Raw genomic sequence first — 26,373 nt, forward strand, 5'->3', positions numbered from 1 at the left:
GAATCTTGAAGCGCGGTTAAAAATTATCGACTGGCCGCGGCGCGCAGGGCGTTCCTATAATTTTTTCGCATTGCCGGCCGGCTATCGGGCCGGCGCCCTTGGACGCGCAGGACGATATGACCGCAGCTTTGAAACCCTTGGACGGCATCACCGTCGTCGCGCTTGAGCATGCCGTGGCGGCCCCGTTCGCCAGCCGCCAATTGGCGGACCTGGGCGCCCGCGTGATCAAGATCGAACGCCCCGGTACAGGCGATTTCGCACGCGGCTACGACGCCGCGGTGCACGGCCAGTCTTCATTTTTCGTGTGGGCCAACCGGGGCAAGGAAAGCCTGTGCCTGGATCTTGAACAACCGGCCCAGCGCGCCGCGCTGCAGCGGCTGCTGGCCGACGCCGATGTCTTCATCCAGAACCTGGCCCCGGGGGCGGCGCAGCGCAAGGGGCTGGACTTTGCCGCCTTGCACGCGGAGTTTCCCCGGCTGATCGTGTGCGACGTGTCCGGGTACGGCGACAGCGGCCCCTTCCGCGAGAAGAAGGCTTACGACCTGCTGATCCAGGCCGCGGCCGGCTTGATCTCGGTCACGGGAACCCCGGACGCGCCAGCGCGCACGGGCATCTCGATTGCCGATATCTCGGCAGGCATGTACGCGTATTCCGGCATCTTGACGGCCTTGCTGCAGCGAGGCCGCACCGGCGAGGGCCTGCGGGTGGAGGTCACCATGTTGGAGGCGCTGGCCGAATGGATGTCGTACCCCTTGAATGCGGCTCGCTACGGCGGTTCGCCGCCGGCGCGCAACGGCGTGGCGCATCCGGCTATCGCGCCGTATGGCCAGTATCAGGCGGGCGACGGCAAGAACATCATTTTCGGCCTGCAGAACGAACGCGAATGGGTGCAGTTCTGCGCCGGCGTGCTGCAGGACCCGGCTATCGCGCAAGAGGAGCGCTTTTCGTCCAACGTGCTGCGTGTCGCCAACCGCCAGGCGCTGGATGCCCGTATCGCCGCATGCTTCGCGCCGCTCTCGCGCGAAGAAGTGCTGCGCCGGCTGGACGACGCCGGCATCGCCAATTCCGCGCTGAACACCATGCACGACGTCTGGGACCATCCGCAGTTCGCCGCCCGCGACCGGTGGCGCGACGTCGCCACGCCGGCGGGGCCCATCCGGGCCTTGCTGCCGCCCGCCACGCTGTCGGGCATGGAGGCGGCGATGGGCGACGTGCCGGCGCTGGGCCAGCACACAGAGGCGATCCTGGCCGAACTGGGCGTTACGCTGCCCGCTTGACGCGACTGCCGGGGGCGCCGCGGCGCAATCCTACTTGCTGCCGTCGACGTAGGGCCGGGATTGCAGGATCAGGATCTTGTCGCCTTGCACGGCCCATTCGATGTCCTGGTCCACGTTGCCCAGGCGCAGCTTGATCTGGCTGCCCACGGCGGCCAGCCGGGCGACCAGTGCGTCGTTCAGCACCTGACGGGAGCCTTCGATCGGCACTTCGCGCACGCCGCCCGCCTTGTCCGCGACCAGTTGCGTGTCTTCGGCCGACCGGCTCAGCACCTGCACAGCCTTGGACCAGCTGGAATACATCAGCTGTTCCGCTTGACGCTTGCCTTCCACGACCTTGATGCCCAGGCCGCGCTTGGCCGAGAGGTAGGTCACATAACGGCGAGAGGGGTCGAACGGATCGCGCGTGATCATCACGCCCGAGCTGTCCGAGGCCGCCGCCTGCTGGACCAGCACCGCCATGACCACGCCGTCCTGGCCGATGCCCGCGGCGCGGCGGGCCTCATAGGCTTCGAAGTTGTAGATGGATGCCCAGACCGTCAATACCGCTTTGGGCAGCGCGTCGGCTTGCGTCACATTGGGGACCGTGGTGTAGAGCCCCGCGCCGCTGAATCCGGGCAGGTCTTCGGAGTTCGACGAGCTGCGCACGAACACGCCCCGGCCGTGCAATTGCTGTTGCCAGCGTTCGCGCCATGCGGCCGCAAGCGCGGGGTCGGGCTGGGCCTGGATGATGTCCTGGCGCAGCGCGGCAAGCTCGCTGCGGCGGACATTGGCGTCGCTGGCGAAGTCCGGCCGCTTTTCCAGCGCGGCGATGCGTTCCGGCACGTGCAACTGTTGCATGAATGCCGCGTATTGCGCGAAGGGAATGCAGAAACCGTCCGGCACGCTGGCCAGGGGCGCCAGGGAGGATTTCAGGGCGCCCAGATTGGCGGCCTTTACGCCGCAATGGCGGCTGTCGCGGGTGGCCATGCCGGTAAGCGGCTTGAGCGCTTTGACGGTCAGGTCGGGCTTGGGCAGAGGCAGGCCGGCCGCCTTGGGAGGCGGGGTCGCGGGTGTTTCGGGTTTGGCCACGGGTCGCACCTGATAGCCATTGCTGAGGACGTCCAGCTCCACCCACTGGCCGTCGTATTGGCGTAGCGCGGCTACCCCATCGCGCACATAGGCGTTCGGGATGCGCCAGCCCTTGGCCAGCAGGTTCACGTGCGACAGCAGGGTGGAGGGTCGTTGCGTGACCAAGCCGGCGACGGGCGGCAGCGCAACCGGCACTTCGTCCAGCACCAGGATGTCGGTGGGCGCCAGATCGTGGGTGCCGTCCAACGAGGCCACGATGCGCAAGCGGCCTATGGCATGCCCGGTGTTCAACGGCAGGAAGGTCTGTTCGCGCAGCAGGGCCTCTTGGGTGACGAAGTCCAGGCCTGCGCCTTGCGCGGTCTGTTCGTGCATCGTGGAGTTGGCCTTGAAGCGCAGCGGCGCGTAGAAAGTCGCACGCAGCCGGTCCCCGGTCAGGGCCAGCAGTTCGGGCGTCAGCCGGTCGCCTTCCCAGAATTCATAGGTGTAGCCCGGCAGGTCGCGTTGCCAGCTCAGGGTGCCGAACAGCAGGCGGCGCTGCGGGTCCTTGTATTGGGCGATCAGCGTGGCCTTGTCCGCCCCGGGCAGCAGCCGGCGTTCGCGGGCGAAGGTCTCGTGCAGCGTATAGCGCGGCGTATCGATGTAATAGATGCGGTCGGCATGTTTGCGGTCGATCACGAACAGCACATGGGGGATCTCAAGCGGCGTGCCCGGGTTGTACACGCGGGCCAACTGCTGAAATGCCGCCTGGGTACGGATCTGGCCCAGAAACGCGGGGCCGCCGCGCTTGGCGTCTTCGGCCTTGCGCGCTTCGATTTCGTCTGGCCGCAAGGGCCGTGCGTTTTCGTAAGGGGAGGGCTTGCGGGCGGTTTGCGCCTGGGCGGTGGCGCCGATCCCCACGGCCGCGAGGCCGAGTGCGGTAAGGACGATCAGGCTGGGCCGGCGCAGCGGGCCAAGACAATGGGATGCAAGCGATAGGCGCATGGAAAGGTGGGCGGAACGCAAGGAGTTGCGATGATATCGGAGCGCCTCCGCCACGCCGTGGATGGAGGTGTCCAGTTGTATCCAGTCATTTGCCTGAGCGCCCCACGGCCTTACAAATACCCAATTTCAGTGATACGCGCCGAGGCGCGATTGCCGTGTAATCCAGGTTCGGCTGTCAGTCGCGCCGGCGACGTGAGAACCCGACCGTCAGCATGCCCGACGGAACGGGTTCTTGTAGGGCCTTTTCGCAGGGACAGCAAATGCTGTCCCTGTTTTTTTTCGAATGATGCCCCCGACTGGTCATGGCGCCCCATGCAACAAGGCCCCCGAAAGGAGGCCTTGTCTTCGTTCCAGCCTGAGTGGAAATCAGCCTTCGGCCGTTTCCGCCAGCACGCGTTTGGCTTCTTCAGCCACGCGCTCGGGCGCCGTGCCGCCGATGTGCTTGCGGGCGGCAACCGAGCCTTCCAGGGTCAGCACCTGGTGGACGTCGTCACCGATCTGGGCGTGATAGGCCTTCAGTTCGTCGGTGGACAGGTCGGCCAGGTCGCAACCGCGCTGCTCGCAGTCGCGCACGGCGTGGGCCACCACTTCGTGGGCGTCGCGGAAGGGTACGCCGCGCTTGACCAGGTAGTCGGCCAGGTCGGTGGCGGTGGCGAAGCCCTGCAGGGCGGCGGCGCGCATGTTGTCGGCCTTCACTTTGATGCCGGCGGCCATGTCGGCAAAGATGGTCAGCGTGTCGCGCACGGTGTCCACGGTGTCGAACAGGCCTTCCTTGTCTTCCTGGTTGTCCTTGTTGTAGGCCAGGGGCTGGCCTTTCATCAGGGTCAAGAGGGCGACCAGGTTGCCGTTCACGCGGCCGGTCTTGCCGCGGGCCAGTTCGGGCACGTCGGGATTCTTCTTTTGCGGCATGATCGAGCTGCCGGTGCAGAAGCGGTCGGCCAGGTCGATGAAGCCCACGCGCGGACTCATCCAGAGCACCAGCTCTTCGGACAGGCGCGACACGTGCGTCATGATGAGCGCGCCGGCGGCGCAGAATTCGATCGCGAAGTCGCGGTCGGAAACGGCGTCCAGCGAGTTGCGGCACACGCCGTCGAAGCCCAACGTCTTGGCGACGCGTTCGCGGTCGATCGGGAACGAGGTGCCGGCCAGCGCGGCCGCGCCCAAGGGCAGGCGGTTCACGCGGCGGCGGCAGTCGGCCAGGCGCTCGGCGTCGCGGCCGAACATTTCGGCGTAGGCCAGCAGATGGTGGCCGAACGTGACGGGCTGGGCGACTTGCAGGTGGGTGAAGCCCGGCATGATGGTGCCGGCGTTGTCCAGCGCGACCGCCGCCAGCGCATGACGCAGCTGGCGCAGCAGGTCTTGCAGATTGTCGATTTCGTCGCGCAGCCACAGGCGGATGTCGGTCGCCACCTGGTCGTTGCGGGAACGGCCGGTGTGCAGGCGCTTGCCCGCATCGCCCACCAGTTCCACCAGACGCTTCTCGATGTTCAGGTGTACGTCTTCCAGGTCCAGCAGCCATTGGAAGCTGCCGGCGTCGATTTCAGACAGGATCTGGGTCATGCCGCGCTGGATGTCGGCCAGGTCCTGGGCGCCGATGATGCCCTGGGCGGCCAGCATGTCCGCATGCGCGAGCGAGCCCTGGATGTCGTGCCGCGCCAGGCGCTTGTCGAAATCCACGGACGCCGTGTAGCGTTTTACAAGTTCGGAAACCGGTTCCGAGAACCGGGCGGACCAGGCCTGCGCCTTATTGGCGAACTGGTTTTGATCGGAGGAGGGAGTGTTTGCCATGATGGGCGGAATTATAGGGCCTGCCGCCGATGGGGCGCACGCGGCGGGGTAGCATGACCCCGATATTGCCGGGCCGGAACCTCGGACCGGCGCGACTTGTCGGATAATCCACAGTCAGTTTCAAGAACTTAGAGCGAGTACACGACATATGCCCCTGGAATGGGAAGAACTGGTTACCCAACTTGACACCCACATGCCGCGCGAGGCCTGGGCGCAGACGCTGGTGGGCATCGGCGTGCTGATCCTGACGGCGCTGTTCGTCCAGTGGGTCGTCGCCCGCGTGGTGCTGCTGCTGGCGCACCGCGTGCTGGTGCTGAGCGGCCGCGGGGATTGGGACCAGGCCTTGCAGCGCCGGCGCGCCTATCAGAACCTTTGGTATGCGGTGCCGTTCGCGGTGGTGTCGATGGGCATCGACCTGGTGCCGCACGTGGAAAGGGCGGTGACCATCGTGGGCCGGCTGGCGCATGCGGGTGCATGGATCTGCGTGTTCGTCGCGTTCTCGGGGGTGCTGAGCGCCTGGCAGGACACGTATTCGGCGACCACACGAGCGCAAACCCGATCGATCAAGGGCTATATCCAGATTGGCAAGCTGATCCTGATGGCGGTATGCACCGTTTTGGTGCTTTCCATCCTGATCGACCGGTCGCCGCTATGGATGATCTCGGGCCTGGGCGCCTTGTCGGCGGTGCTGCTGCTGGTGTTCAAGGACACGCTGCTGTCGCTGGTGGCCAGCACGCAACTGACCAGCAACGACATGCTGCGCATTGGCGACTGGATTGAAATGCCCCAATCCAACGCCGACGGCTTCGTCAAGGACATCGCCCTGCATACCGTCAAGGTGCAGAACTGGGACAACACCGTCACCACGGTGCCCACCTACAAGCTGTTTTCGGAAAGCTACCGCAACTACCGGCACATGTTCGAATCCGGCGGCCGGCGCATCAAGCGGACCCTCCGGATCGATGCCTCCAGCGTGCGTTTCCTGACCGACGACGAAGCGCAGCGCCTGATGCGTTTCCGTCTGCTGCACGACTATTTGCAAGCCAAGACCCACGACATCGCCCAGGCGAACCAGACGATGGGCGAACTGGCCAGCGTGCCGGCCAACCGGCGTCGCCTGACCAACATTGGCACGTTCCGGGCCTACGGCCTGGCGTTCCTGAAGCAGAACAAAGAGGTCCGCCAGGACATGGCGATGATGGTCCGCATGATGGAGCCCACGGCGGACGGCATCCCGGTCGAGGTCTATTGCTTTACGGCGGTGACGGCCTGGGTAGAGTACGAGCGGATCCAGGGCGACATCTTCGACCACCTGCTGGCCATCCTGCCGGAACTGGGTCTGCGCCTGTACCAGCAGCCGTCCGGCGCCGACATCGGCGCGATGGGCAACTATCTGCGCGAGGGCGCCGTTCAGGCCGCCTTGGCGGGCGAGCGCGACCGGCAGGCCCTGGCCCCGCCGATGGATGCCATGCCGCCCGAGCGCGGGCTGACCGACGGCAAGATGCCCCGTTAGGCGGGGGCGCCCCGGGGCGCCGTGAGATAATCCGGGGGTTGGAACTCAGTCATCATTGACCCAGGCGATCACCCCGATGTCGAACCCGTTCTTCAACCTGTATTCCCACGGCTTCGCCCGGGTGGCGGTCGGCGTGCCCGAATGCCGGGTCGCCGACCCCGCATTCAACGCCGCGCAGACCATCGAGCTGGCGCAGCAGGCCGCCCAGGGCGGCGCGGTGCTGGTGGCGTTTCCCGAACTGGGCCTGTCGGCCTATACCTGCGACGACCTGTTCCACCAGAAGGCCTTGCTGGACGAATGCGAGGCGGCACTCGCCCAGGTGGTGCAAGCCACGGCCGAGCTGGATATCGCCGTCATCGTCGGCGCGCCGCTGCGCGTGTCGCACCAGCTGTTCAATTGCGCGGTGGTGGCCGCAGGCGGGCGCGTGCTGGGCGTGGTGCCCAAGAGCTACCTGCCCAACTACGGCGAATTCTACGAAGCCCGCCAATTCAGCGCCGCCGATTGCGCTGCCGCGACCGAGATCCGGCTGCTGGGCGATACGGTGCCGTTCGGGCCCGAGCTGATCTTCCAGATGGAAAAGCTGCCGCTGTTCCAGTTCCACGTCGAAATCTGCGAAGACGTCTGGGTGCCCATTCCGCCGTCTTCGTTTGCTGCGCTGGCCGGGGCGACCGTACTGGTGAATCTGTCTGCCTCGAACATCGTCGTGGGCAAGTCCGAATACCGCCATCAACTGGTGGGGCAGCAGTCGGCCCGCTGCCTGTCGGCCTATATGTACACGTCGGCCGGGCGCGGTGAATCGTCCACCGACCTGGCCTGGGACGGCCAGGCGCTGATCTACGAAAACGGCGAGCTGCTGGGCGAGTCCGAGCGCTTCCTGAACCATTCCCACCTGCTTTTCTCGGATGTGGACCTGGATCGCCTGTCGCGCGAGCGCATGCGCCAGACAACGTTCGGCCAATCGGTCCGCCGCCACCAGGACGAGGTGCGCAAGTTCCGCGCCGTGCCGGTGCCGGTGAACCCGCCGCTGGACGATGCCGAACTGCCGCTTGAGCGGCGCGTGGCGCGCTTTCCCTATGTGCCGGCCGATCCGCAGCGCCGGGACGCCCGCTGCAAAGAGGTCTACAGCATCCAGGTGCAGGCGCTGGTGCAGCGCCTGTCGGCCAGCAAGATGGCCAAGGTTGTCATCGGCATTTCCGGCGGGCTGGACTCCACCCACGCGCTGCTGGTCTGCGCCCAGGCCATGGATACGCTGGGCCTGCCGCGTTCGAACATCCTGGCCGTCACCATGCCGGGCTTCGCCACCAGCACCCGCACGCTGCAGCAGGCGCGCCGCTTGATGGCGGTGGTGGGCTGCACGGCGTCCGAGATCGATATCCGCCCCAGTTGCCTGCAGATGTTGAAGGACCTGGGCCATCCCTATGCGCAGGGCAAGCCGGTCTACGACATCACGTTCGAAAACGTGCAGGCGGGTGAGCGCACCAATCACTTGTTCCGGATCGCGAACTTCAGCGGCGCCATCGTCATCGGCACGGGCGACCTGAGCGAGCTTGCACTAGGCTGGTGCACGTACGGCGTGGGCGACCACATGTCGCACTACAGCGTCAACGCCAGCGTGCCCAAGACGCTGATCACGCACCTGGTGCGCTGGGTGGCAGAATCCGGCCGCCTGGGCGAGGAGGGCGCCGAGGTGTTGCTGGACGTGCTGGGCACGGACGTCAGCCCCGAATTGGTGCCTGGCGGCGCCGACGACAAGCCGGTCCAGAAAAGCGAAGACGCCATCGGCCCCTACGAGCTGCAAGATTTCAACCTGTACTACACGTTGCGCTACGGTTTTGCGCCGACCAAGGTGGCCTTCCTGGCGCTGGCGGCCTGGCGCGACCGCGAGGCCGGCGCGTGGCCCGATGCCGGCCATGTGGCGCGCAACCAGTACGATCTGGCCGCCATCAAGCGCAACCTGAAGATCTTCCTGGACCGGTTCTTCCGCACAAGCCAGTTCAAGCGCACCTGCGTGCCGAACGCGCCGAAGGTCGGATCGGGCGGTTCGCTGTCGCCGCGCGGCGATTGGCGCGCGCCCAGCGATTCCGAATCGGTGGTGTGGATGCGCGACGCCGAACGTATTCCGGACGCCGCGCCCGACGCCTGATACGGGTTCTCCCGCTACTGCGCCGCGATGCGGGTGGTATTCTCTTATTCATTGCGCCTTGCCTGCCGCGACGGCATGGCAAGGCGCCGCAACAGATCAAAAACCCAGGACGACCAACGTGAAACAAGTCACCGCCATCATCAAACCCTTCAAGCTCGACGAAGTCCGCGAAGCGCTGGCCGAAGTCGGCGTTAGCGGCTTGACCGTGACCGAGGTCAAGGGTTTTGGCCGTCAGAAAGGTCATACCGAGCTCTACCGCGGCGCGGAATACGTGGTGGACTTCCTGCCCAAGATCCGCGTTGAAGTCGTGCTGCCCGATGACCAGGTGGAAGCCGCCATCGAGGCCGTGGTCAAGGCCGCGCGCACCGGCAAGATCGGCGACGGCAAGATCTTCGTCAGCCCGGTCGAACAAGCCATCCGTATCCGCACCGGCGAAAGCGACGAAGAGGCCCTGTGAGCCTCGCCTGTCTTTTCTTGCGGTGAGCGGCGGCGGATTCTCCGTCCGCGCTCACCCGCAGCGCTGCGGCACCTTGCGCAGGCTTTCCGCATATCCCAGAGCCGCTACGCGCTGGGCCAGCTTGGCATAGGTCGCGTCGTTCAGGCACGGCACGCGCGCCATGATCCACACGTAGTCGCGCTTGGACCTGCCGATGATGGTGGTCTGGTAGGCGTCATCCAGATAGGCGATGACGTATTCCGCTTCGATCGGCCAGAAAAACTGCATGCCCCAGACGGCGTTGCCCGTGTCGGGCCGCACCGTCGCCACGGGATGCATGGTGTCCTCCTTCGCGTCGAAGCTGCCATTGCGGTAGCGGAAGTCGGTCTGGATCCTGCCGTCCGGCAATAGCCGGTAGCTTTCCACGGCGTCAAAGGCATGGCGCTCGGGCCAGCTGGGAATATGCGCGATCACGTACCAATCGCCCATGAAGCGGGGCAGGTCCACATGCGCCACCGGCGGCATGGGCGCGGGCGCGGCGCACCCCGTCAACACGCCGACCACGCCGGCACACACCGCGCGCAACAGGGCGGGCCTCATGATGGACGCGTGAACCGGTAGTGGCCCACTCCCCATTGTTGTCCGTCGTCATAGCCGAAGAGCTCTGCGCACGCCATCCAGAACATGCGCCAGCGCTGGTTCCACAGGCCGGCCTGCGGCCCGTAGGCATGAGTCAGCACGGCCTTGGCCTGCTCGCGGCGGGCGTCCTGGTTGGCCAGCCAGTGGTTGGCCGTGCGCGCGTAATGCGTGCCGTTAAGAAACCATTTCGCTTCCAACTGCAGATCCCGCTGGAAGTGCAGCAGCGTATCGGCCGCCGGCATGATGCCGCCCGTGAAGAAATGGCGGCCCATCCAGTTGCCGGCGCCACCGGTTTCGAAGGGATAAGCCCGTTCGCGGTGGGCGAAGATGTGCACGAACAACTTGCCGCCGGGACGCAGCCAATGGCCGATGCGTGCCATCAGGTCCTGGTAGTTGCGCATATGTTCGAACATCTCGACCGACACGCAACGGTCGTACGCGCCGGCGGGCAGCGAAAGCACGTTCACGTCGCAAGTAATGACCTGCACATGCCGCCAGCCGCGTTCGCGGCAGCGTGCCTCGATGTGTTGCCGTTGGGTCGCCGAGTTCGAGACTGCGGTGATGCGCGCGTTGGGGAAGTGCTCGGCCATCCACAGCGTCAGCGAACCCCAGCCGCAGCCCAGTTCCAGGATATCCTGGCCGTCGGCCATTTCCGCGCGTTCGGCATACAGGCTCAGCATGGCCGCCTCGGCCGCATCGAGCGTCTCGGCGCCCGTCGGGTAGTAGCAGCTGGAATACTTCATTCGCGCGCCCAGGCAAAGCTGGAAGAACGCGGTGGGAAGTTCGTAGTGCTGCATGTTGGCGGCGTCGGTATGGATCGCGACCGCGCTGGCGCGCAGGCTGGCGATCAGTTGCTGATCGCGCGCCGTCCAGGCGTCGATGCCGCCGGCGTATTCCTCGGTCAGGCGCTCGGCGCACAGGCGGCGTATCCCCAGACGCAACAGCGCGTCGGGCACCAGGCCGCGTTCGGCCAGCCCAAGCAGGCCGGGGGCGGGGCGGTCAACGGCGAGGGGAGTGTCGTGCAGGGTCGCGGTGGTCATGGCGTGCCTCGTCAGGATTTGGGAAACCACGGAAAGAAAGCCGATGTGCGGCGTTGGTACTCGCGGTAGTCGTCGCCGCGTGTGCGCAGGGCCTGCTGCTCGGTGAAGGGGATGCCGCTGATCCAGCGCAGGAACACGTACATCAGCACCGGCCCCAGCCAGGACAGCCAGGCCAGGGGCGAGCCCCAGGCCAGCGCCACGTAGCCGAACCAATGGCACCATTCGAAGAAATAGTTCGGATGCCGCGAGTAGCGCCACAGGCCATCGCGGCAGGTCTGGCCGCGATGCGCCGGGTCATCGCGGAAGCGATCCAGTTGACGATCGGCGACCCCCTCGCCGGTCAATGCCGCCAGCCAGACGGCAAGGCCCAGCGCGATGGGCAGGCCCTGCGCCGGGCTGGCGCCAACCGCCAGGAACGGCAAGCTGAACAGCATTACCAGGCCGGCCTGGAACATGAACAGGCCGAAGAATTTGCCTTGATGGCCGTGCCAGCGTTCGCGCAGCGCGCGGTATCGGCCGTCTTCCGCCTGCCGCACGCGCCGCCACAGATGTGAGGCCAGGCGCAGCGACCACACGCCGGCCATCACGGCCAGACATGCCCGCGGCACCCAGGCCCCTTGCCCGGTGGCCGCGATCAGCAACGCGCTGCCGCCCATGCCCAACGCCCAGACCACGTCGACGATGCCCGCATTTGAGTGACGACGTTGCCAGTGCCAGGCCAGCGCCATGGCGACAACCATGAAGACCGCAATGGTCAGCCATTGCTGAAAAGGGCTCATGCTGCCTCCGGCACCCAGCGTTCGCCCGTACTGCGGGCGCCGGGACGGGTCAGCAGCAGATGCGAGACACCGATCGAACGTTCGCGGAAGCCGCCCTCGCAGTACGCCAGATAGAACTCCCACAGGCGGCAGAAGCGGGCGTCGAACCCCTGCGCCTTGACCTCGGGCAGGTGCGCCAGGAAGCGCTCGCGCCAGGCCTGCAGGGTGCGGGCGTACGATTGGCCGAAATCTTCCAGGTGCACCAGGGCCAAGTCGCAGGCGCGGGTCTTGGCGCGCAGCATGGCCTCGATGGAGGGGATGAAGCTGCCGGGAAAGATATGGCGCTTGATGAAGTCCACCGAGGCCAGCGCCTGCCGGTAGCGGTGGTCTTCGATGGTGATGGCCTGGATCAGCGCGCGGCCTTGCGGGTTGAGCAGGCTGGCGACCTTGCGGAAGTACGTCTCCAGATACTGGGCGCCGATGGCCTCGATCATCTCGATGGAGACCACCTTGTCATACTGGCCTTGCAGGTCCCGGTAGTCCTGCAGCACGACGCTGACGCGGCCCGCCAGGCCGGCGTCGCCGACGCGCGCGGCGGCCAGGTCATGCTGCTCACGCGAGATGGTGGCGGTGGTGACGTGGCAGCCGTAGTGGCGCGCGGCATGGATGGCGAAGCCGCCCCAGCCGCTGCCGATTTCCACTACGCGGTCGCCTGGCCGCAGCGCCAGCTTGCGGCAGATAGTGTCCAGCTTGCGCCGCGACGCGTCTTCCAGCGTGTCGTCCGCGTCCGCGTCCGCCCATAGCGCCGACGAATACATCAGGTCCGGCGACAGGAACAGCGAGAAGAAATCATTGCCCAGGTCGTAGTGGGCGGCGATGTTGCGGCGGCTTCCTTCAGGGGTATTGCGGTTGCCGGCATGCCAGCGCTTGAGCGCCCATCCGGCCAGCCGCGCCAGCCCGGATTCCATCTCGTCGAGCGTGTCGCGGTTGCGCACCAGCAGGCCCACCAGGGCGACCAGATCGTCGCAGGTCCACATGCCGTCTCCGAACGCCTCGCCGGCCCCGACACTGCCTTGCGTGGCGACAAGCCGGTAGAAGGCCATGTCCCTGACGGTCAGGCGCACAAGCGCCGCGCCGTCGCCCAGGGTCTCGCTGCCCAGGCTGTCCTCGATCGCCAGCCGGCCGCCGGTCAACTGCGAGAGGCCCGCGAGCAGGCGCTTGCGCAGCAGGCGGTCCAGCGCGCTGACGGGGCGGCTCGCCGAGACGGCGGCGTGTTCGGATGGCGTCATGGCTTTCATTGCGGTTCTCCGTTGGGCGTGCGGGGGTGGTCGTGGATGGGGTTGCGCTTGAGCCAGAGGCGCAGGGCTTGCCAATGGATGCCGCCAATCACTTGCAGCGTCATCAGGGGAAAGCGCCACAGCAGGCGCGCCAGCGCCGCGCCGTCCAGCGCGCGGCGCTGCAGGGTCAGGTGGGCGTCGAATTGCGCCTGACCCTGCCGGCTGACGCGCATGTGGACCCGCAGATCCTCGCCCGGCGGGCTGAAACGCCAGTCATAGGCGCAATCCATCGGCATGAAGGGCGACACATGGAAGCGTTTATCGAAGCGCCAAATCAGGGATTCGTCCTGCCGTTCGGCGGTATCGGCCGGCAGCACGATGCAGTGGCGCTGCTTCCAGGGGGTGTTGGTGATTTCGGCCAGAATGGCGGCCAGGGTCACGCCGTCGGCTTCGTAGCAGTAGTAGAAGCTGACCGGGTTGAAGACATAGCCCGCATAGCGCGGGTGTGCCAGCAGACGGATCGGCCCGTCGGGCGCATCACGCATCGTGGCGCGCAGGCGCGCGCGGACCGCCTGGGCCAGCGGCAAGCCCGAGGCGCCGTCCAGATAATCGGCGCGCCGCCATTCGGCCAGGTTGCGCCGATTGGCCGACCACAGCCAGCGATGCTGGAAGACCTGTTCGATTTCGTCCAGGTCCAGATACAGCTGCGCCATGCGGTAGCTGAAGCCGTGCGGGTGCGGCACGTGGCGCCTGTGCGTCACGCGGCCTTCATAGAGGGCGCTTTGGCGGATCATGCCGCCGCCCGAGACAACGGCGCGGCCCGCGACTGGATGCCACGCACCACATCCAGGGCGCTGGCCACGCCGTCCTCATGAAACCCCCAGCCCCAGTACGCGCCCGCGTACCAGGTGTGGCGATGGCCGGAAATCTCCGCGCGGCGCGCTTGCGCGGCTACCGACGCCAAGGTGTAGACCGGGTGGTGGTAGCGCATGCGGGCCAGCACGTGCGCGGGTTCGATGGCCTCGCTGCGATTGAGTGTCACGATGAAAGGCAGGCGCGAGGACAAGCCCTGCAGCAGGTTCATGCAGTAACTGACGGAACATGGCGCAGAGGGATCTGCCGGTACGTAGGCGTTCCATGCGGCCCAGGCCTTGCGTCGATGGGGCAGGAGGCGGGCGTCGGTGTGCAGCACCACGTCGTTGTCCTGGTAGTGAATCGCACCCAGCACCTGGCGTTCGGCAGGCGTCGGGTCCCCCAGCAGCTTGAGGGCCTGATCGCTGTGGCAGGCGAAGACCACTTCGTCGTAATGCGACTGGCCGTCGGGCGAGGTGACCACCACGCCTGTCGCCTGGCGCTTGACCTGGTGCACCGGGCAGTTCAGGCGCTCCAGCACGTTCCACTGTTCGCGCATGGCACGGATATAGGTGTTGGATCCGCCTTGCACGACACGCCATTCGGGGCGTTCGCTGATCTGCAGCATCTGGTGGTTGGCCATGAACTGCACCAGATAGCGCGCGGGGAAATCCAGGATGCACGCCGCGGGCGACGACCACAGCGCAGACGCCATGGGAATCAGGTGATCGGTCCGGAAGGCGCTGCCATAGCGGTGCCGGGCAAGGTAGTCGCCCAGCGTCGGGCCGGGATCGTCGGTGGCCAGCAGCGCGGGGGCCTCGCGGTAAAAGCGCAGCAGGTCGCGCACCATGCCCAGAAAGCGCGGTGACACCATATTGCGGCGCTGGCAGAACAGGGTGTCAAGCGAGGTCGCGTTGTACTCCAGTCCGCCCGCCTGCTTGTGCACCGAGAAGCTCATGGTGGTGGGTTGCGACGGAACGCCAAGCTCGTCCAGCAAGGCCGTGAAATGCGGATAGTTGACCGGGTTGTGCACGATGAAGCCGCTGTCCACGGCATAGCGCTGGCCATCCTGTTCCACCGCATGGGTATGCGTATGGCCGCCCAGATAATCGTTGGCCTCGTACAGCGTCACGTCATGGTCGCGGCCCAGTTTCCAGGCGCAGACCAGACCCGCGATGCCGGAACCGATGATGGCGATGCGCATGGTCATTCCTTGGCGCGCGCCAGCACCCAGGCCGGCACGGGTTTCAAGTCCCAGATCAGGCCGGCGGCCGCCAGCAGGCGCAGGCCATACCAGGTGATGTCGATCTCCCGGCGGCGGAACCCCTGGCGGGCCGAGCCGGGATAGAAATGGTGGTTGTTGTGCCAGCCTTCGCCAAAGGTCAGCAGCGCCAGCCAGGCATTGTTGCGGCTGTCGTCCAAGGTGTCGTAGCGGCGTTTGCCGTAGCGGTGCGCCAGCGAATTGATGGTGACCGTGGCATGGAACAGCACGACCGTCGAGATGAAAAAGCCCCACACCATCATTTGCGGGCCGCTGGTGCCCAGCCCGGGCGCCAGGCGTTCCAGCACCGCGCCCAACGCATAGCACGCGAGCGCCAGCGCGACGGGCACGGCGGCATCGAAGCGGTCCAGCCAGCGCAGTTCGGGGTAGCGGCGCAGGTCGGGAACGCGCGCCATGTCGGTGGCGAAGGCGCGCGGCGTCAGGAACCAGCCCATGTGGCTCCACCAGAAGCCATGGCGGGCGGGCGAATGCAGATCCTGTTCATCATCGGCGTGGCGGTGATGGTGTCGGTGGTGGGCCGCCCACCACAAGGGGCCGCGCTGGGCGCACGAGGCGCCCAGCACCGCAAAGACCCACTGCATGCCGCGCGAGGTGCGGAAGGTGCGATGCGAGAAATAGCGGTGATAGAAGCCGGTCAGGGCGAACATGCGCACGGCGTACAACGCCGCCGCCACGGCCAAGGCCACCGGCGAGACGCCCGTCCACAGGACGCCCAGGCAACCCGCGTGCAGCAGGGCGAAGGGCAGCGCCCGTGTCCAGTCGATGCGGCCAGGGTCGCCCTCAGGCGCACCGTCGGCCTGGGTGTCTACCCAACGGCGTATCGAGGCGGTCCAACCAGTGAATTCGGGGCGCATCATCGTGTCCTGTTCGAGACGTGCAGGGATATACGGGTGCGGGCGCGCCTCGGATGCACTGGTGCAAACCCTAATCGCAACCGCCGGTCTGCCGCAGGGCCGACAGGGATGGGACGTGGGGCGCGGCCACGAACGTGCTCAGGTCGTCCAGCACCGGCGCGCGCCAGCGCAGCGGCCGCGCCAATGCGCCGACCAGCAGCTTGTGGCCCAGTCCGGGGTATTCGACCAGGCGCGCGCAGGCGCCGGCTGCACGCAATGCCCGGGCCAGGCTGGCGCTGTTGCGCTGGGGGTCGACCGTGGTGTCCGCCGTGCCGGTCAGCAGCAGGCCCGGGGGCGCTGTGGCGCTGACGTGGCGGATGGGCTGCGAATCCGCCGGCGTATCGGGAAACTGGAACACTGGCCGGACGTCGCGCGCGACGATGGGCAGGAAGTCGTAAGGGCCCGCAAGCCCGATCCAGCCGGCCAGCGTGCCGGGGGCGGTGCCAGCCCCCCGCAGCCAGCGCGGGTCCAGCGCCAGCATGGCGGCGATATAGCCGCCCGCGCTGTGTCCGGCCACGAAGACACGGCCGGGGTCGCCGCCGTAGCCGCCGATATGCTGCTGCGTCCAGGCCACGACCTGGGCCGCGTCTTGCAAGAAGGTCGGGTAGCGGGCTTCAGGGTAAAGGCGGTAGTCGGCGATGACGGCGACGATGCCGCGCGAGGCCAGCGCGTCACCCGCGAACCGGTAGTCGGCCCGGTCGCCGCTACGCCAGCTGCCGCCATAGAAGAACACCACCACCGGTGCCCGGTCCGCATCCGGCGGGGCATAGATGTCCAGGCGCTGGCGCGGCAGCGGGCCGTAGGCGACGTCGGGTGTAGCCCGGCTGGCGTCGTCGGGCACGGCGCCGTTCAGCAGCGTCAGGGGGGAACAAGCGGCCAGCAAGACCAGCACGGCGAGCGCCAGGCCCGCGACCAGCAGGATATCAAGCAGGCCGCGGGGGGCGGCGCCTGTCCAGGAAAGCATGGGGTGCTCCGCAATGGGGACACCCCTCTATACGGGCCGGGGCCCGCGCTGGATGCAGGTCAGATCTTCAAGACGTCGCCGCTCATGATGACCGGGCCCGTGGGCGCGCCGGTGGGCGAGCCGCCGGGCGGCTCAAGCGTGATGGCCAGTTGCTGGATGCCGGCGAGGCCCTGGGCGCGCCGCAGTGCGGTCTGGCCCTCGGGCGACACCAGGCCGACCGATTGCGGCGCCTGGCCGGGAGGAATGACCCACAGTTCCAAGGCCTTGCCGCCGGCGCGCGTGGCCAGGTTCTGCAGCGCGTGGATGTGCAGGCCGCCGGCTTCGTCGGCGCGCACCACCAGCATGGCTTGCGCTTCGGGGCTTTGCAGCACGGCCATGAGTTGCGCCCGGGCGGCGCGGTCGACCTGCGTGGGATAGACGATGACGCCGGCCACCAGCAGGGCGGCCAGCGCGCCGCTGGCGACACGCCAGAAGGCCAGGCCCCGCCACCACGGGGCGGCGCCCGGACGCAAGCCGGATTCGATGGCGCGCCAGACGCGCCGGGGCGGCGTCTTGGGCGGCAGCGACCAGAGCAGGGGATAGATGTCGCCCTCCCACTCGCGCACCTGTCGTCGCAGGTTGGCATCGGCGGCCATCAGCCCCTCGAAGCGGCGGCGCGCGCCGCCGCGCATGGCGCCGGCGACATAGTCGGCCGCCAGCCGGGCGCGCAATTGCGGATCGCGGTAGTTCATGACAGGCACCTCTTGAGCCGTTCCATGCCGCGGCGCACCCAGCTTTTGATGGTGCCCAGCGGCGTCTGCAGGCGGCGGGCGATCTCGCTGTGGCTCAGGTCATCGAAGAAAGACAGTGCGATGGCTGCGCGCTGCTGACCCTCCAGTTGCTTCAGGCATTCGGCCAGGCGCCGCGCATCCTGGTCGGTCTGCAGACGTTCGAACGGGCCCGGCGCGTCGTCCGCCCATGCCAGCGTCAACTCGCCGTCGGCGTCGGGGCGCTCCAGGTCCGGCCTGCGCAGCAGGTCGATACAGCGGTTGCGCACAATGCGCGTCATCCAGGTCATGACTTGGCTCTGTTCAGAAGAATAGCGGGCGGCGTTGCGCCAGATATTGATGAAGCTGTCCTGGAGGACCTCCTCCGCCCAGTCGCTTCGTCGCAATATACGTACGGCGAGCGCAAACAGATGCGGGGACGTCTGGCGATAGAGTTCGGCCAGCGCGGATTCCTGGCCGCGCGCGCAATCCTGTATCAGGGCCTGCAGACGAATCGGGTCGGGCATGGCGAATATCCGGGGTCACATGACGTGCGGTCGCGGAAGGCGACGGGGTCCAGGCAGCGGCAAAAAGAAGGGCCAAGCCATTGCGCAATATTACAGAAACGCGCGGACTTGTCTTCCTGCGTGGCCTCTTCCCCGGGGAGGGGAACGCCCGTCAGCGGATAAGCTGATTCATCTCCAGGATCGGCATCATCACCGCCAGCACGATCAGCAGCACGAATCCCCCCATCAGCAGGATCAGTGCCGGCTCCAGCAAGGCCGTCATCGCCATCGCGCGCCGTTCCAGGTCGCGCGACAGGTTCTGCGCGCCGCGGTCCAGCAGCTCGGGCAGGCGACCGGTCTTCTCGCCGCTGGCGATCAGATGCACCAGCAGCGACGGAAAGACTTTCTGCGCGCCCAGCGACGCCGACAGCGCCGCGCCTTCACGCACGCGCTCCGACGCTTCGTCCACGGCCTGGCGCAGCACATCGTTGCCAAGCGTGCGGCGGGCGGCTTCCAAGGCGGTCAACAGCGCCACGCCGCTGCCGCACAGGATCGCCAGCGTGGACGCGAAGCGCGCCGCATTCACGCCCAGCACGAAGCGTCCCGCCAGTGGCAGCCGCAGCACGCGCGCGTGCCAGGCCCGCCGCGCCGCCGGCGCGCGCAAGCTATAGCGCCACAACGCAATCAGCAGCACCAGCGCAACGCCCGTCACCATGCCCCATTCGCGGACATAGTCGGACAGGGCCAGCATCACGCGGGTCAGCATCGGCAACTGCTGTTTGGCGTGATTGAAGGCGGACACCACCTGCGGCACCACGTAGCCCAGCAGGAAGATAACGATGATGACCGATACGCTGCCCACCACCGCCGGATAGATGAATGCCGTCATCACTTTGCTGCGCAAGGTGTTGCGTTCTTCGATGTAGTCCGCCAGCTTTTCCATCACCTGCGCCAGGTCGCCGGATTCTTCACCCGCGCCGATCAGCGCGCGGTAGATCTCGGGAAAGTCGCGCGGGCGCGCCGCCAGCGCCGTGGATAACCGGTGGCCGGCGCGCACGTCGTCGCGCACGCCGCCCAGCGTGGCGGCGATGTGTTTCTTTTCGGCTTGCTCCAGCGTCGCGGACAACGCCGCATCGAGTGGCAGCCGCGCGGCCAGCAGGCTGGCCAGCTGGCGCGTCAGCCATGCCAGGTCGGCGTCGGACAGGCGGGTGCGCAAGCTGGCGCCCAAACCCTCCGCGCGCGCCGCCAACGCCGTGGACAACGGCAACAGGCCGCGGCCGCGTAACTGGTTGCGGGCGCCGCGCTCGGAGTCGGCATCAATCGTGCCACGCACGATTTTTCCAAGCGCGTCGGTCGCTTCGTAACGGAAGGAAGGCATGGTGAAAGGCAGGGGGGCGCACGCGAATTCGAAACGTGCAAGAGCCCCGAATTTAAAGGGTTTCCAGCCAGTATGTTGCATGTCAAATATGACCGTAGTGTTGCACTGTCACCCCGTATACTCCGACGCGCTTTCACGTTTTTTCACACGATTTCACGTCTCAGGCACCTATCTCGTCATGCGTCATCTCGCGCAGTTCAGCCTTGCGGTCTTGCTTGCAGCAAGCCAAATCGGACCGGCACTCAGCACGGCCCACGCCCAACAGGCAGACAACCGTGTCAGCCTGAATTTCGTCGACACCGATATCCCCGCCGTGTTGCGCGCGCTGTCGCTATTCACGCAGCGCAACTTCCTGGTTGACCCTCGCGTCAAGGGAAAACTCACGCTGGTGTCGGACCGGCCGGTCGATAGCGGCCAGGCGTTGGCCATGCTGACCGGGGCATTGCGCCTGCAGGGTTTTGCGATCGTCGATGTGGATGGCGTGACGCGGGTCGTGCCCGAGGCCGATGCCAAGCTGCAAGGCAGCGCGGTGGTCGGCAATACGCGGCCCGCTGCCCCCGCATCCGGCGCGTCGTCCGGCGGCGCGGCACGCGGGCCGGTGCCCGTGGCGGCGTTCGCCAAAGGCAGCAGCAGCGGCGAAATGCTGACCCGCGTGTTCCCGTTGAAATACGAGAACGCGGCGAACCTGGTGCCCGTGCTGCGGCCCATGGTGCCGCCGAACAATCCCATCAACGCCTACCCCGGCAACAACACGCTGGTGGTGACGGACTATGCGGATAACCTGGAGCGGATCGCGCAAGTCATCGCGCGCATCGACGTGCCCAGTTCGATCGACACGGACGTGGTGCCTGTGCAATCGGGCATCGCGACCGACATCGCCATCCTGGCTTCGCAACTGCTGGATACGCAAAGTAGCGATCCGACCCAGCGCATCGCCGTCGTGGCCGACCCGCGCAGCAACAGCGTGCTGGTGCGCTCCGGCAGCCCCGCGCGTACGCGGCTGGCCCGCGACCTGATCCTGAAGCTGGACGCGCAGCAGAACCGCGCGGGCAACCTGCACGTGGTCTACATGCGCAACGCGCAAGCCACGCGCATCGCCGAAGTGCTGGGCGGTTTGCTGACCGGCCAGGCGAACGCCGCGCCGGGTGCCAACGGCGCCGCCGGCGGCGCCTCCGGCCCCACGGGTGGCGCGCAAGGCGGCGCGCGCCCGCAGAATACCGCGTCCAACACCGGTGGCCAGATGGGGCAGGGCATGTCGGGGTCGTCCAAGGGCGGCCTGTCGGGTGAGCAGGAGCGCATTTCGCGCGAAGACAACAGCACCCAGGCCGTGTCGTATTCGGCGGGTGGCGCCACCATCCAGGCTGATCCGGCGACCAACTCGCTGATCATCTCGGCGCCGGAGCCGCTGTACCGCAGCCTGCGCGAAGTGATCGATCAGCTGGACCAGCGCCGCGCACAGGTGCTGGTCGAAAGCCTGATCGTGGAAGTCAGCGAACAGAAGGCCGCGGAATTCGGCATCCAGTGGATGACGGGCGCAGGCAACATCAACAGCGGCGGCACCAGCTTCATCGGCGGCACCAACCTGGGCGGCAGCGGCATCACCGGCACGGGGCCGACGTCCATCGACGCGCTCGGCGGCGGCTTGAGCCTGGGCGTGGTCAAGGGCACGGTGGACGTGCTGGGCAACAAGGTCATCAACCTGGGCGTGCTGGCGCGCGCCATGCAGAATTCGGGCGAAGCCAACATCCTGTCCACCCCGAACCTGCTGACGCTGGACAACCAGTCCGCCAGTATCCTGGTCGGCAAGACCGTGCCGTTCGTGACGGGGCAGTACGTGACCTCGGGCAGCAATGGCAGTTCCAACCCGTTCCAGACGATCGAGCGCGAGGACGTCGGCCTGAAACTGAACATCCGTCCGCAGATTTCGGAAGGCGGCGCGGTCAAGCTGGACATCTATCAAGAAGTCAGCAGCATCGACGAAAGCCGCTCCAACGCCACCACCGGCATCGTGACGAACAAGCGCGCCATCGACACCAGCGTGCTGATCGACGACGGCCAGATCATCGTGCTGGGCGGCCTGCTCGAAGACAACGTGACGCTCACCACCAACGCCGTGCCGGGCCTGAGTTCCCTGCCGGTGATCGGGTCGCTGTTCCGCTACGACACGCGCAAGCGCACCAAGACCAATCTGATGGTGTTCCTGCGTCCGTACGTCGTGCGCGACGCGAACCGCAGCGCCAGCGTCACCATGGACCGCTACGATTACATGCGCCGCGCGCAGGCCGCCACGCAGCCCGGCTCCCATTGGGCGTTGCCCGACATGCAGGCGCCGATGTTGCCGGCACCGGGTTCCCCGCCGTCCGTGTCGAACAATGCCTATGACCTGCGGCCGGAACAGCAGGCGGCCACGATGCGCCGTCCGCCGCCCGCCACCGTGGAATCCTTCGCGGTGCGCCAGTATCCGGGCATGGCGGCGCAGCGCGACGCGTCGATGCCGATGCGCGTGTCGCAGTCGGTCACGATGGGTGTCGCGGTGGACCCCGAGTCGCTGCTATGAGCGCGCATCCCTTGCCCTATGCCTGGGCGCGCGCGCAGCGCGCCGTGCTGTCGCTGCGCGCGGGGCAGGTGCAGTTGACGGTCAGTCCGCGCACCCCCGATTGGGCGGTGCGCGAGATCCGGCGCTGCCATGGCGATATCGCGCTGGCGCACGTCGACGACGAGGCGCTGGAGACCTTGCTGACGGCCGCCTACAGCCATTCCGAGGACGCCGCGTCCGTCATGGGCGTCGCCGAAAACGAGATCGACCTGGACCGTCTGCTGCAGGACATGCCCGAAGTGGCGGACCTGTTGGAAGCCCAGGACGACGCGCCTGTCATTCGCATGATCAATGCGCTCTTTGCGCAGGCGGCGCGCGACGGCGCCAGCGATATCCACATCGAGCCCTTCGAGACGCATTCCGTCGTGCGCTATCGCGTGGATGGCACCTTGCGCGACGTGGTGTCGCCGCGCAAGGCCCTGCATGCCGCGTTGATTTCGCGCATCAAGATCATGGCGCACCTGGACATCGCCGAAAAGCGTTTGCCGCAGGACGGCCGCATCGCGCTGCGCGTGGGCGGCAGGCCGATCGACGTGCGGGTGTCCACCTTGCCGACCGGACATGGCGAACGCGCCGTGCTGCGTTTGCTGGACAAGGAAGCAGGGCGCCTGCAGCTGGAGCGACTGGGCATGTGCCCCGAGGTGCTGACGCAACTGGACCGCCTGATTCGCCAGCCGCACGGCATCGTGCTGGTGACGGGGCCGACCGGCAGCGGCAAGACCACCACGCTCTATGCCGCGCTGAGCCGGCTGGACGCCGCCACCAGCAACATCCTGACGGTCGAGGACCCCATCGAGTACGACCTGTCAGGCATCAGCCAGACCCAGGTCAACGCCAAGATCGACATGAGTTTCGCGCTGGCCCTGCGCGCCATCCTGCGCCAGGATCCCGACGTGATCATGATCGGTGAAATCCGCGACCTTGAAACTGCGCAGATCGCCGTGCAGGCCTCGTTGACGGGCCACCTGGTGCTGGCCACGCTGCACACCAACGATGCCGTATCGGCGGTGACGCGCTTGACGGACATGGGCGTCGAGCCCTTCCTGTTGGCCTCGTCGCTGCTTGGGGTGCTTGCGCAACGGCTGGTGCGCAAGCTGTGCCCGGAATGCAAGAAGCCGGCCATGCTGGACGGCAAGCAGGTGTTCCACCCCGTGGGATGCCCCGCCTGCAACCATACGGGCTACAGCGGGCGCTCGGGCATCCACGAATTGTTCACAGTGGACGACGAGGCCCGGCGCCTGATCCATGAGGGCCGCGACGAACGCGAATTGCGTCGGGCCGCAGGGGAGGCAGGCATGCGGACCATGCGGCAGGACGGCCAGCGCTGGGTGGACGGGGGGCAGACCGCGCCCGAGGAAATCGTGCGCGTGACGCGCGACGCCTAGCGCCGCGTGGCGCCGTCAGGCCAGTCAGGCGTCGCCTGGCGCGCCGGGCGGCAGCCAGGGGCGCCTGCATGCGTTACTTCCCGGTCCCGAACACCACCGTATCGTTCGTGCGCCGGCCCAGGGTGGACATCAGTCCGTCCAGGGCGGCGCGCTGCGCTTCGGTCGCCGACGGGGCGAATGTGGCCCGGCCTTCGAAGGTCACGCCGCGTGTCGTCGCATTGCCTTGCCCGGACACCGCCAGCACGCCGGTTTCGGTACTGAGCGCGAGCGCGACGCCCGGTTTGCCGGTGCCCTGCACCCGCAGCAAATAAGTGCCGACCGGGGCGACGGAGGTCAACGCCGTGCCGGCATTGCGCCAGCGCAGATCGGCGATCGGGCCGGATGGCAGGGCGCCGCCCAGACGCAACGCCTGCCAACTGATCTCCAGCACGCCTTCGGGCGCCAGTGTGTTCCAGGGCGCGCCCAGGGCGGGCAGCACAGACGCCGGCATGCGCAGGGACTGCGCCGGCAGCGAAATCCCGGTCCAGCCCACGCGGGCGCGCAGCGGGCCTTGCAGCCAGGGGTGCGTGACTTCCAGCGCCATCGCACCCCAGCGCCATTGCCATTGCACCGGCTGCGGCAGCACGCGTTGCGACCCCTTGGGTCCCAATGCGATCCAGGCGCTGCCCTGCCACACGGTGCCGCTGGCGTCGGCCAGCGTCACCAGCGAAGGGTCGGGCTGCAAGGCCAACAGCCAGCGCGCAGGCAGCACGCTGATGCCGGCGGCCAGTGCACAGGCGCCGCTGGCCAACAGCAGGGCGGCGACGCGCTTGTTGATCCGGCGCAGGGTCATCAGCGGGCTCCCGCCTTTTCCGGCAGGGCCAGCGTCAGCAGGCCGTTGACCAAGCCAGGAAGCGGCCGGCCGTTCGGGTTGGCGGCGCGGGTCAATTCGACTTTTTGCGTGACCAGGCCCCAATCGCGGCCCGCGCCGTCCAGCCAGCGCAGCAGCGCTGACGAGGGCGCCTGGTTCAGCGTCAATTGCACGCCCGTGCCGGATTCCGGCTGGCCCAGGGTCCACATGCCCGCCGGCAGGCCGGCGCGTTCCAGGCTGGCGCCCAGTTCCGCGGGGGGAGGCATGCTGGCGGTCGGGGCGGCCGAACGTTGGCGCACCGACCGCGCCTGCGACGTCAGGTCGGCGACGCTGGCGGCCTGGGTGCGCAGCGCGGGTAACTCCGCCTGCAGCTTGCGCACCGTATTCAGGGGGGGCTCGATCAACGTGACGAAGACCATGGCCGAACCCAGCAGCGCGGCCGCGCCCGTGACCAGCCGGCGTTCGCGCGGCGCCAGCGCTTCGTAGCGCTGCCGTGCCCGGGTCAGTGCCGGGTCCACAGGCTTGCGGAGGGATTGCCAGGCGTGTTGCAGGCGTTGGTTCAGTGTCATGGTTGCTTGCGCAGGATGCGCCAGGTGTTGTCGGTATCGCCGCGTTCCAGCTTCAGGCCCAAGGCGGCCGCCTGCTGGATCAGCGCCGGCGTTTCCGCGACGCGTTGGGCTTGTTCGCCGGCATCGGCCAATTGCAGCGTCAGCGCCTGGTCGGCATAGGTCAGGCGCGCGACCTTGTCGGCCGCGAAGGGCAGGGTCTGCGCGGCGGCGCGCGCCAGCGGCAGGAAGTCGGCGGCGCTGGCCGCGCCGCGGTTGGCTTGCAGCGCGTCCAGGCCTTGCTGGGCCTGGCGCGCGGGGTCCAGCACCACGGGCAGATCGGGGAACGCGGCCAACACTTGCTGGCGCATCCCGTTCTTCAGCGCGTCGGCTTCGACGCCCAATTGCGCGGCATGGATGTTCAGGCCGGCGATCCACACGACGGCAGCGGCCGCGCCCCAACGCCAGACCGGACGCCAGCGCGATACGCGGGCCGGGGCCAGCTGCGGCATGGCCAGAGACCAGGACGGCGAGGGCGCGCGCCAGCGCGGATCGGCCGGGGCGCGCAACGGCGCGTCGGATTCGGGCGCCAGGGTCTGCGGCGCGATGAGCGCATGTGCGCGCAAACCCTGCGCATTCAGCAGGCTCCACGCCCGCCGCACGGGTTCGCGCGGCGCCCAGGCCAACGGCACCTTGCCGTCGGCGCCGCGCGCACCGTAGCCGATCGCAAGCGCGTCCAGGTCGCTCAGCACCAGCGGTTCCAGCGCGCTGAACACCGCGGCAGCAAAGCGTGCGCGGGCAACGGCAGGGATCTGCACCGTGGTGGCGATGACGTCGGCCGGATGCAGAACGGCCTCGCACGCGGCATTGGGATAGGCATTGCCCATGGCCTGCAAGGTCAGTTCGCCCTGCTGTGCGCAGCGTCCGCGCCGATCGAACCAGGCATAGGGCAACGGCGAGCTGGCGCTGAACTCATCCAGGGGCGGCAGCGCTATTCTCAGGGAGTTTTTGGGGCAATTCATGGGGTTTCTCGTGTCCATATCGTGTCGGGCGCGGCGGGCGGGGCGCTGCGCACCAGGGCCTGCATGGATACCCGGGCCCGCTCATAGACCACGGTGCCGCTGGCCATGAACCAGCCGCTGGCAGTCGTGACAGTGGGCGCGGGCCCTTCCACGCCGGTGCCGGCAAGCCGGTTGTTGAAGTCGCCCGCGTTGTTGAACCAGTTGCCGCGGTCGCGTTCGCCAGTCATCGCGCGCGCCTGGCTGAGCGACAGGCCGGGCACCAGCGCGGCGATGACCTCGGCGGGCGCGGTGTTGACGTTGACGCTGGTGGCAACCGGCAGCACCGTCATCGTGCGGCGCAGCGCATTGCGCACGGGCGGTTCCAGCCCAAGCTGGGCGGCGATCTCGTCCACGCCGCGCGGCAGCGGCGCGCGCGCGTCGGGCGCGGGGACGGG

General features: G+C 67.5%; 23 protein-coding genes. 6 read left to right on the forward strand and 17 right to left on the reverse strand.

Annotated elements, in window-relative coordinates; all coding sequences use genetic code 11:
- Positions 1 to 116 precede the first annotated feature (116 nt).
- Positions 117 to 1,277, forward strand: coding sequence for a CaiB/BaiF CoA-transferase family protein (locus HG262_RS20055; protein ID WP_169272682.1), 1,161 nt, complete (start codon positions 117 to 119; stop codon positions 1,275 to 1,277).
- A gap of 30 nt (positions 1,278 to 1,307) precedes the next feature.
- On the opposite strand, the gene HG262_RS20060 is transcribed toward HG262_RS20055, so the two are convergent.
- Both HG262_RS20060 and argH read right to left on the reverse strand, forming a co-directional pair.
- Positions 1,308 to 3,326 (reverse strand): PEP/pyruvate-binding domain-containing protein, encoded by a 2,019-nt coding sequence (locus HG262_RS20060; protein WP_169272683.1) that lies wholly within the window; start codon positions 3,324 to 3,326, stop codon positions 1,308 to 1,310.
- A 366-nt stretch (positions 3,327 to 3,692) separates the two neighbouring features.
- Complete coding sequence (argH, locus tag HG262_RS20065; protein WP_169272684.1) at positions 3,693 to 5,114, reverse strand: argininosuccinate lyase; 1,422 nt, start codon at positions 5,112 to 5,114, stop codon at positions 3,693 to 3,695.
- A 148-nt stretch (positions 5,115 to 5,262) separates the two neighbouring features.
- Between argH and HG262_RS20070 the strand changes: the two genes are divergently transcribed.
- The 3 genes from HG262_RS20070 (at position 5,263) to HG262_RS20080 (ending at position 9,227) form a co-directional block, all read left to right on the forward strand.
- The gene (locus tag HG262_RS20070) at positions 5,263 to 6,627 is read left to right on the forward strand and encodes a mechanosensitive ion channel domain-containing protein (protein WP_169272685.1); all 1,365 of its coding nucleotides are present in this window, start codon (positions 5,263 to 5,265) and stop codon (positions 6,625 to 6,627) included.
- 76 nt (positions 6,628 to 6,703) lie between these two features.
- Positions 6,704 to 8,770, forward strand: coding sequence for an NAD(+) synthase (locus HG262_RS20075; protein WP_169272686.1), 2,067 nt, complete (start codon positions 6,704 to 6,706; stop codon positions 8,768 to 8,770).
- A gap of 118 nt (positions 8,771 to 8,888) precedes the next feature.
- The gene (locus HG262_RS20080) at positions 8,889 to 9,227 is read left to right on the forward strand and encodes a P-II family nitrogen regulator (protein ID WP_006218942.1); all 339 of its coding nucleotides are present in this window, start codon (positions 8,889 to 8,891) and stop codon (positions 9,225 to 9,227) included.
- Between the two features lie 51 nt (positions 9,228 to 9,278).
- On the opposite strand, the gene HG262_RS20085 is transcribed toward HG262_RS20080, so the two are convergent.
- The 11 genes from HG262_RS20085 to gspF form a co-directional block, all read right to left on the reverse strand.
- Complete coding sequence (locus HG262_RS20085; protein WP_169272687.1) at positions 9,279 to 9,806, reverse strand: lipocalin family protein; 528 nt, start codon at positions 9,804 to 9,806, stop codon at positions 9,279 to 9,281.
- A complete protein-coding gene (locus tag HG262_RS20090) occupies positions 9,803 to 10,885 on the reverse strand; it encodes a cyclopropane-fatty-acyl-phospholipid synthase family protein (RefSeq protein ID WP_169272688.1) in 1,083 nt (360 codons plus the stop codon). Before HG262_RS20090 ends, HG262_RS20085 begins: the two co-directional genes overlap by 4 nt.
- Before the next feature lie 11 nt (positions 10,886 to 10,896).
- Complete coding sequence (locus HG262_RS20095; protein WP_169272689.1) at positions 10,897 to 11,664, reverse strand: DUF1295 domain-containing protein; 768 nt, start codon at positions 11,662 to 11,664, stop codon at positions 10,897 to 10,899.
- Positions 11,661 to 12,941 (reverse strand): cyclopropane-fatty-acyl-phospholipid synthase family protein, encoded by a 1,281-nt coding sequence (locus tag HG262_RS20100; RefSeq protein WP_169272690.1) that lies wholly within the window; start codon positions 12,939 to 12,941, stop codon positions 11,661 to 11,663. The genes HG262_RS20095 and HG262_RS20100 overlap by 4 nt, the downstream gene beginning before the upstream one ends.
- Entirely contained in the window at positions 12,938 to 13,714 is a 777-nt protein-coding gene (locus tag HG262_RS20105; RefSeq protein ID WP_211187572.1) for a DUF1365 domain-containing protein, read from the reverse strand. Before HG262_RS20105 ends, HG262_RS20100 begins: the two co-directional genes overlap by 4 nt.
- Positions 13,711 to 14,976 (reverse strand): FAD-dependent oxidoreductase, encoded by a 1,266-nt coding sequence (locus tag HG262_RS20110; RefSeq protein ID WP_169272691.1) that lies wholly within the window; start codon positions 14,974 to 14,976, stop codon positions 13,711 to 13,713. The genes HG262_RS20105 and HG262_RS20110 overlap by 4 nt, the downstream gene beginning before the upstream one ends.
- A 2-nt stretch (positions 14,977 to 14,978) precedes the next feature.
- Positions 14,979 to 15,911 carry an acyl-CoA desaturase gene (locus HG262_RS20115; protein ID WP_169272692.1) on the reverse strand — a complete coding sequence of 311 codons (933 nt, stop codon included), beginning with the start codon at positions 15,909 to 15,911 and terminating at the stop codon, positions 14,979 to 14,981.
- A gap of 67 nt (positions 15,912 to 15,978) precedes the next feature.
- Complete coding sequence (locus tag HG262_RS20120; protein ID WP_169272693.1) at positions 15,979 to 16,911, reverse strand: alpha/beta hydrolase; 933 nt, start codon at positions 16,909 to 16,911, stop codon at positions 15,979 to 15,981.
- Between the two features lie 59 nt (positions 16,912 to 16,970).
- Positions 16,971 to 17,642 carry an anti-sigma factor gene (locus tag HG262_RS20125; RefSeq protein WP_169272694.1) on the reverse strand — a complete coding sequence of 224 codons (672 nt, stop codon included), beginning with the start codon at positions 17,640 to 17,642 and terminating at the stop codon, positions 16,971 to 16,973.
- Entirely contained in the window at positions 17,639 to 18,184 is a 546-nt protein-coding gene (locus HG262_RS20130) for a sigma-70 family RNA polymerase sigma factor (RefSeq protein ID WP_169272695.1), read from the reverse strand. The genes HG262_RS20125 and HG262_RS20130 overlap by 4 nt, the downstream gene beginning before the upstream one ends.
- A 151-nt stretch (positions 18,185 to 18,335) precedes the next feature.
- Positions 18,336 to 19,541 carry a type II secretion system inner membrane protein GspF gene (gene gspF, locus HG262_RS20135; RefSeq protein WP_169272696.1) on the reverse strand — a complete coding sequence of 402 codons (1,206 nt, stop codon included), beginning with the start codon at positions 19,539 to 19,541 and terminating at the stop codon, positions 18,336 to 18,338.
- A gap of 178 nt (positions 19,542 to 19,719) precedes the next feature.
- Here gspF and gspD point away from each other — a divergent pair, with 178 nt between their 5' ends.
- Both gspD and gspE read left to right on the forward strand, forming a co-directional pair.
- Positions 19,720 to 22,098, forward strand: coding sequence for a type II secretion system secretin GspD (gene gspD / locus HG262_RS20140; RefSeq protein ID WP_169272697.1), 2,379 nt, complete (start codon positions 19,720 to 19,722; stop codon positions 22,096 to 22,098).
- Complete coding sequence (gene gspE / locus HG262_RS20145) at positions 22,095 to 23,522, forward strand: type II secretion system ATPase GspE (protein ID WP_169272698.1); 1,428 nt, start codon at positions 22,095 to 22,097, stop codon at positions 23,520 to 23,522. The genes gspD and gspE overlap by 4 nt, the downstream gene beginning before the upstream one ends.
- A 73-nt stretch (positions 23,523 to 23,595) precedes the next feature.
- On the opposite strand, the gene gspN is transcribed toward gspE, so the two are convergent.
- The 4 genes from gspN to HG262_RS20165 form a co-directional block, all read right to left on the reverse strand.
- The gene (gene gspN / locus HG262_RS20150) at positions 23,596 to 24,354 is read right to left on the reverse strand and encodes a type II secretion system protein N (protein ID WP_169272699.1); all 759 of its coding nucleotides are present in this window, start codon (positions 24,352 to 24,354) and stop codon (positions 23,596 to 23,598) included.
- Positions 24,354 to 24,941, reverse strand: a complete 588-nt coding sequence (gene gspM / locus HG262_RS20155; RefSeq protein ID WP_169272700.1) for a type II secretion system protein GspM — start codon at positions 24,939 to 24,941, stop codon at positions 24,354 to 24,356. The genes gspN and gspM overlap by 1 nt, the downstream gene beginning before the upstream one ends.
- Positions 24,938 to 25,939: a type II secretion system protein GspL gene (gene gspL / locus HG262_RS20160; RefSeq protein ID WP_248293432.1), complete on the reverse strand. Its 1,002-nt coding sequence runs from the start codon at positions 25,937 to 25,939 to the stop codon at positions 24,938 to 24,940. The genes gspM and gspL overlap by 4 nt, the downstream gene beginning before the upstream one ends.
- Positions 25,936 to 26,373 (reverse strand): type II secretion system protein GspK (locus HG262_RS20165; RefSeq protein ID WP_211187574.1); only part of this gene is annotated, 438 nt, incomplete at its 5' end. The genes gspL and HG262_RS20165, both read right to left, overlap by 4 nt.

Origin of the sequence: Achromobacter sp. Bel (assembly GCF_012928505.1) — a bacterium.
Taxonomy (GTDB): domain Bacteria; phylum Pseudomonadota; class Gammaproteobacteria; order Burkholderiales; family Burkholderiaceae_B; genus Achromobacter.

Excerpts from the sequence above, each read along its gene's own strand:
- HG262_RS20055 (WP_169272682.1), top strand. The coding sequence starts at position 117 with ATGACCGCAGCTTTGAAACCCTTGGACGGCATCACCGTCGTCGCGCTT.
- HG262_RS20060 (WP_169272683.1), bottom strand. The coding sequence starts at position 3,326 with ATGCGCCTATCGCTTGCATCCCATTGTCTTGGCCCGCTGCGCCGGCCC.
- argH (WP_169272684.1), bottom strand. The coding sequence starts at position 5,114 with ATGGCAAACACTCCCTCCTCCGATCAAAACCAGTTCGCCAATAAGGCG.
- HG262_RS20070 (WP_169272685.1), top strand. The coding sequence starts at position 5,263 with ATGCCCCTGGAATGGGAAGAACTGGTTACCCAACTTGACACCCACATG.
- HG262_RS20075 (WP_169272686.1), top strand. The coding sequence starts at position 6,704 with ATGTCGAACCCGTTCTTCAACCTGTATTCCCACGGCTTCGCCCGGGTG.
- HG262_RS20085 (WP_169272687.1), bottom strand. The coding sequence starts at position 9,806 with ATGAGGCCCGCCCTGTTGCGCGCGGTGTGTGCCGGCGTGGTCGGCGTG.
- HG262_RS20090 (WP_169272688.1), bottom strand. The coding sequence starts at position 10,885 with ATGACCACCGCGACCCTGCACGACACTCCCCTCGCCGTTGACCGCCCC.
- HG262_RS20095 (WP_169272689.1), bottom strand. The coding sequence starts at position 11,664 with ATGAGCCCTTTTCAGCAATGGCTGACCATTGCGGTCTTCATGGTTGTC.
- HG262_RS20100 (WP_169272690.1), bottom strand. The coding sequence starts at position 12,941 with ATGAAAGCCATGACGCCATCCGAACACGCCGCCGTCTCGGCGAGCCGC.
- HG262_RS20105 (WP_211187572.1), bottom strand. The coding sequence starts at position 13,714 with ATGATCCGCCAAAGCGCCCTCTATGAAGGCCGCGTGACGCACAGGCGC.
- HG262_RS20110 (WP_169272691.1), bottom strand. The coding sequence starts at position 14,976 with ATGCGCATCGCCATCATCGGTTCCGGCATCGCGGGTCTGGTCTGCGCC.
- HG262_RS20115 (WP_169272692.1), bottom strand. The coding sequence starts at position 15,911 with ATGATGCGCCCCGAATTCACTGGTTGGACCGCCTCGATACGCCGTTGG.
- HG262_RS20120 (WP_169272693.1), bottom strand. The coding sequence starts at position 16,911 with ATGCTTTCCTGGACAGGCGCCGCCCCCCGCGGCCTGCTTGATATCCTG.
- HG262_RS20125 (WP_169272694.1), bottom strand. The coding sequence starts at position 17,642 with ATGAACTACCGCGATCCGCAATTGCGCGCCCGGCTGGCGGCCGACTAT.
- HG262_RS20130 (WP_169272695.1), bottom strand. The coding sequence starts at position 18,184 with ATGCCCGACCCGATTCGTCTGCAGGCCCTGATACAGGATTGCGCGCGC.
- gspF (WP_169272696.1), bottom strand. The coding sequence starts at position 19,541 with ATGCCTTCCTTCCGTTACGAAGCGACCGACGCGCTTGGAAAAATCGTG.
- gspD (WP_169272697.1), top strand. The coding sequence starts at position 19,720 with ATGCGTCATCTCGCGCAGTTCAGCCTTGCGGTCTTGCTTGCAGCAAGC.
- gspE (WP_169272698.1), top strand. The coding sequence starts at position 22,095 with ATGAGCGCGCATCCCTTGCCCTATGCCTGGGCGCGCGCGCAGCGCGCC.
- gspN (WP_169272699.1), bottom strand. The coding sequence starts at position 24,354 with ATGACCCTGCGCCGGATCAACAAGCGCGTCGCCGCCCTGCTGTTGGCC.
- gspM (WP_169272700.1), bottom strand. The coding sequence starts at position 24,941 with ATGACACTGAACCAACGCCTGCAACACGCCTGGCAATCCCTCCGCAAG.
- gspL (WP_248293432.1), bottom strand. The coding sequence starts at position 25,939 with ATGAATTGCCCCAAAAACTCCCTGAGAATAGCGCTGCCGCCCCTGGAT.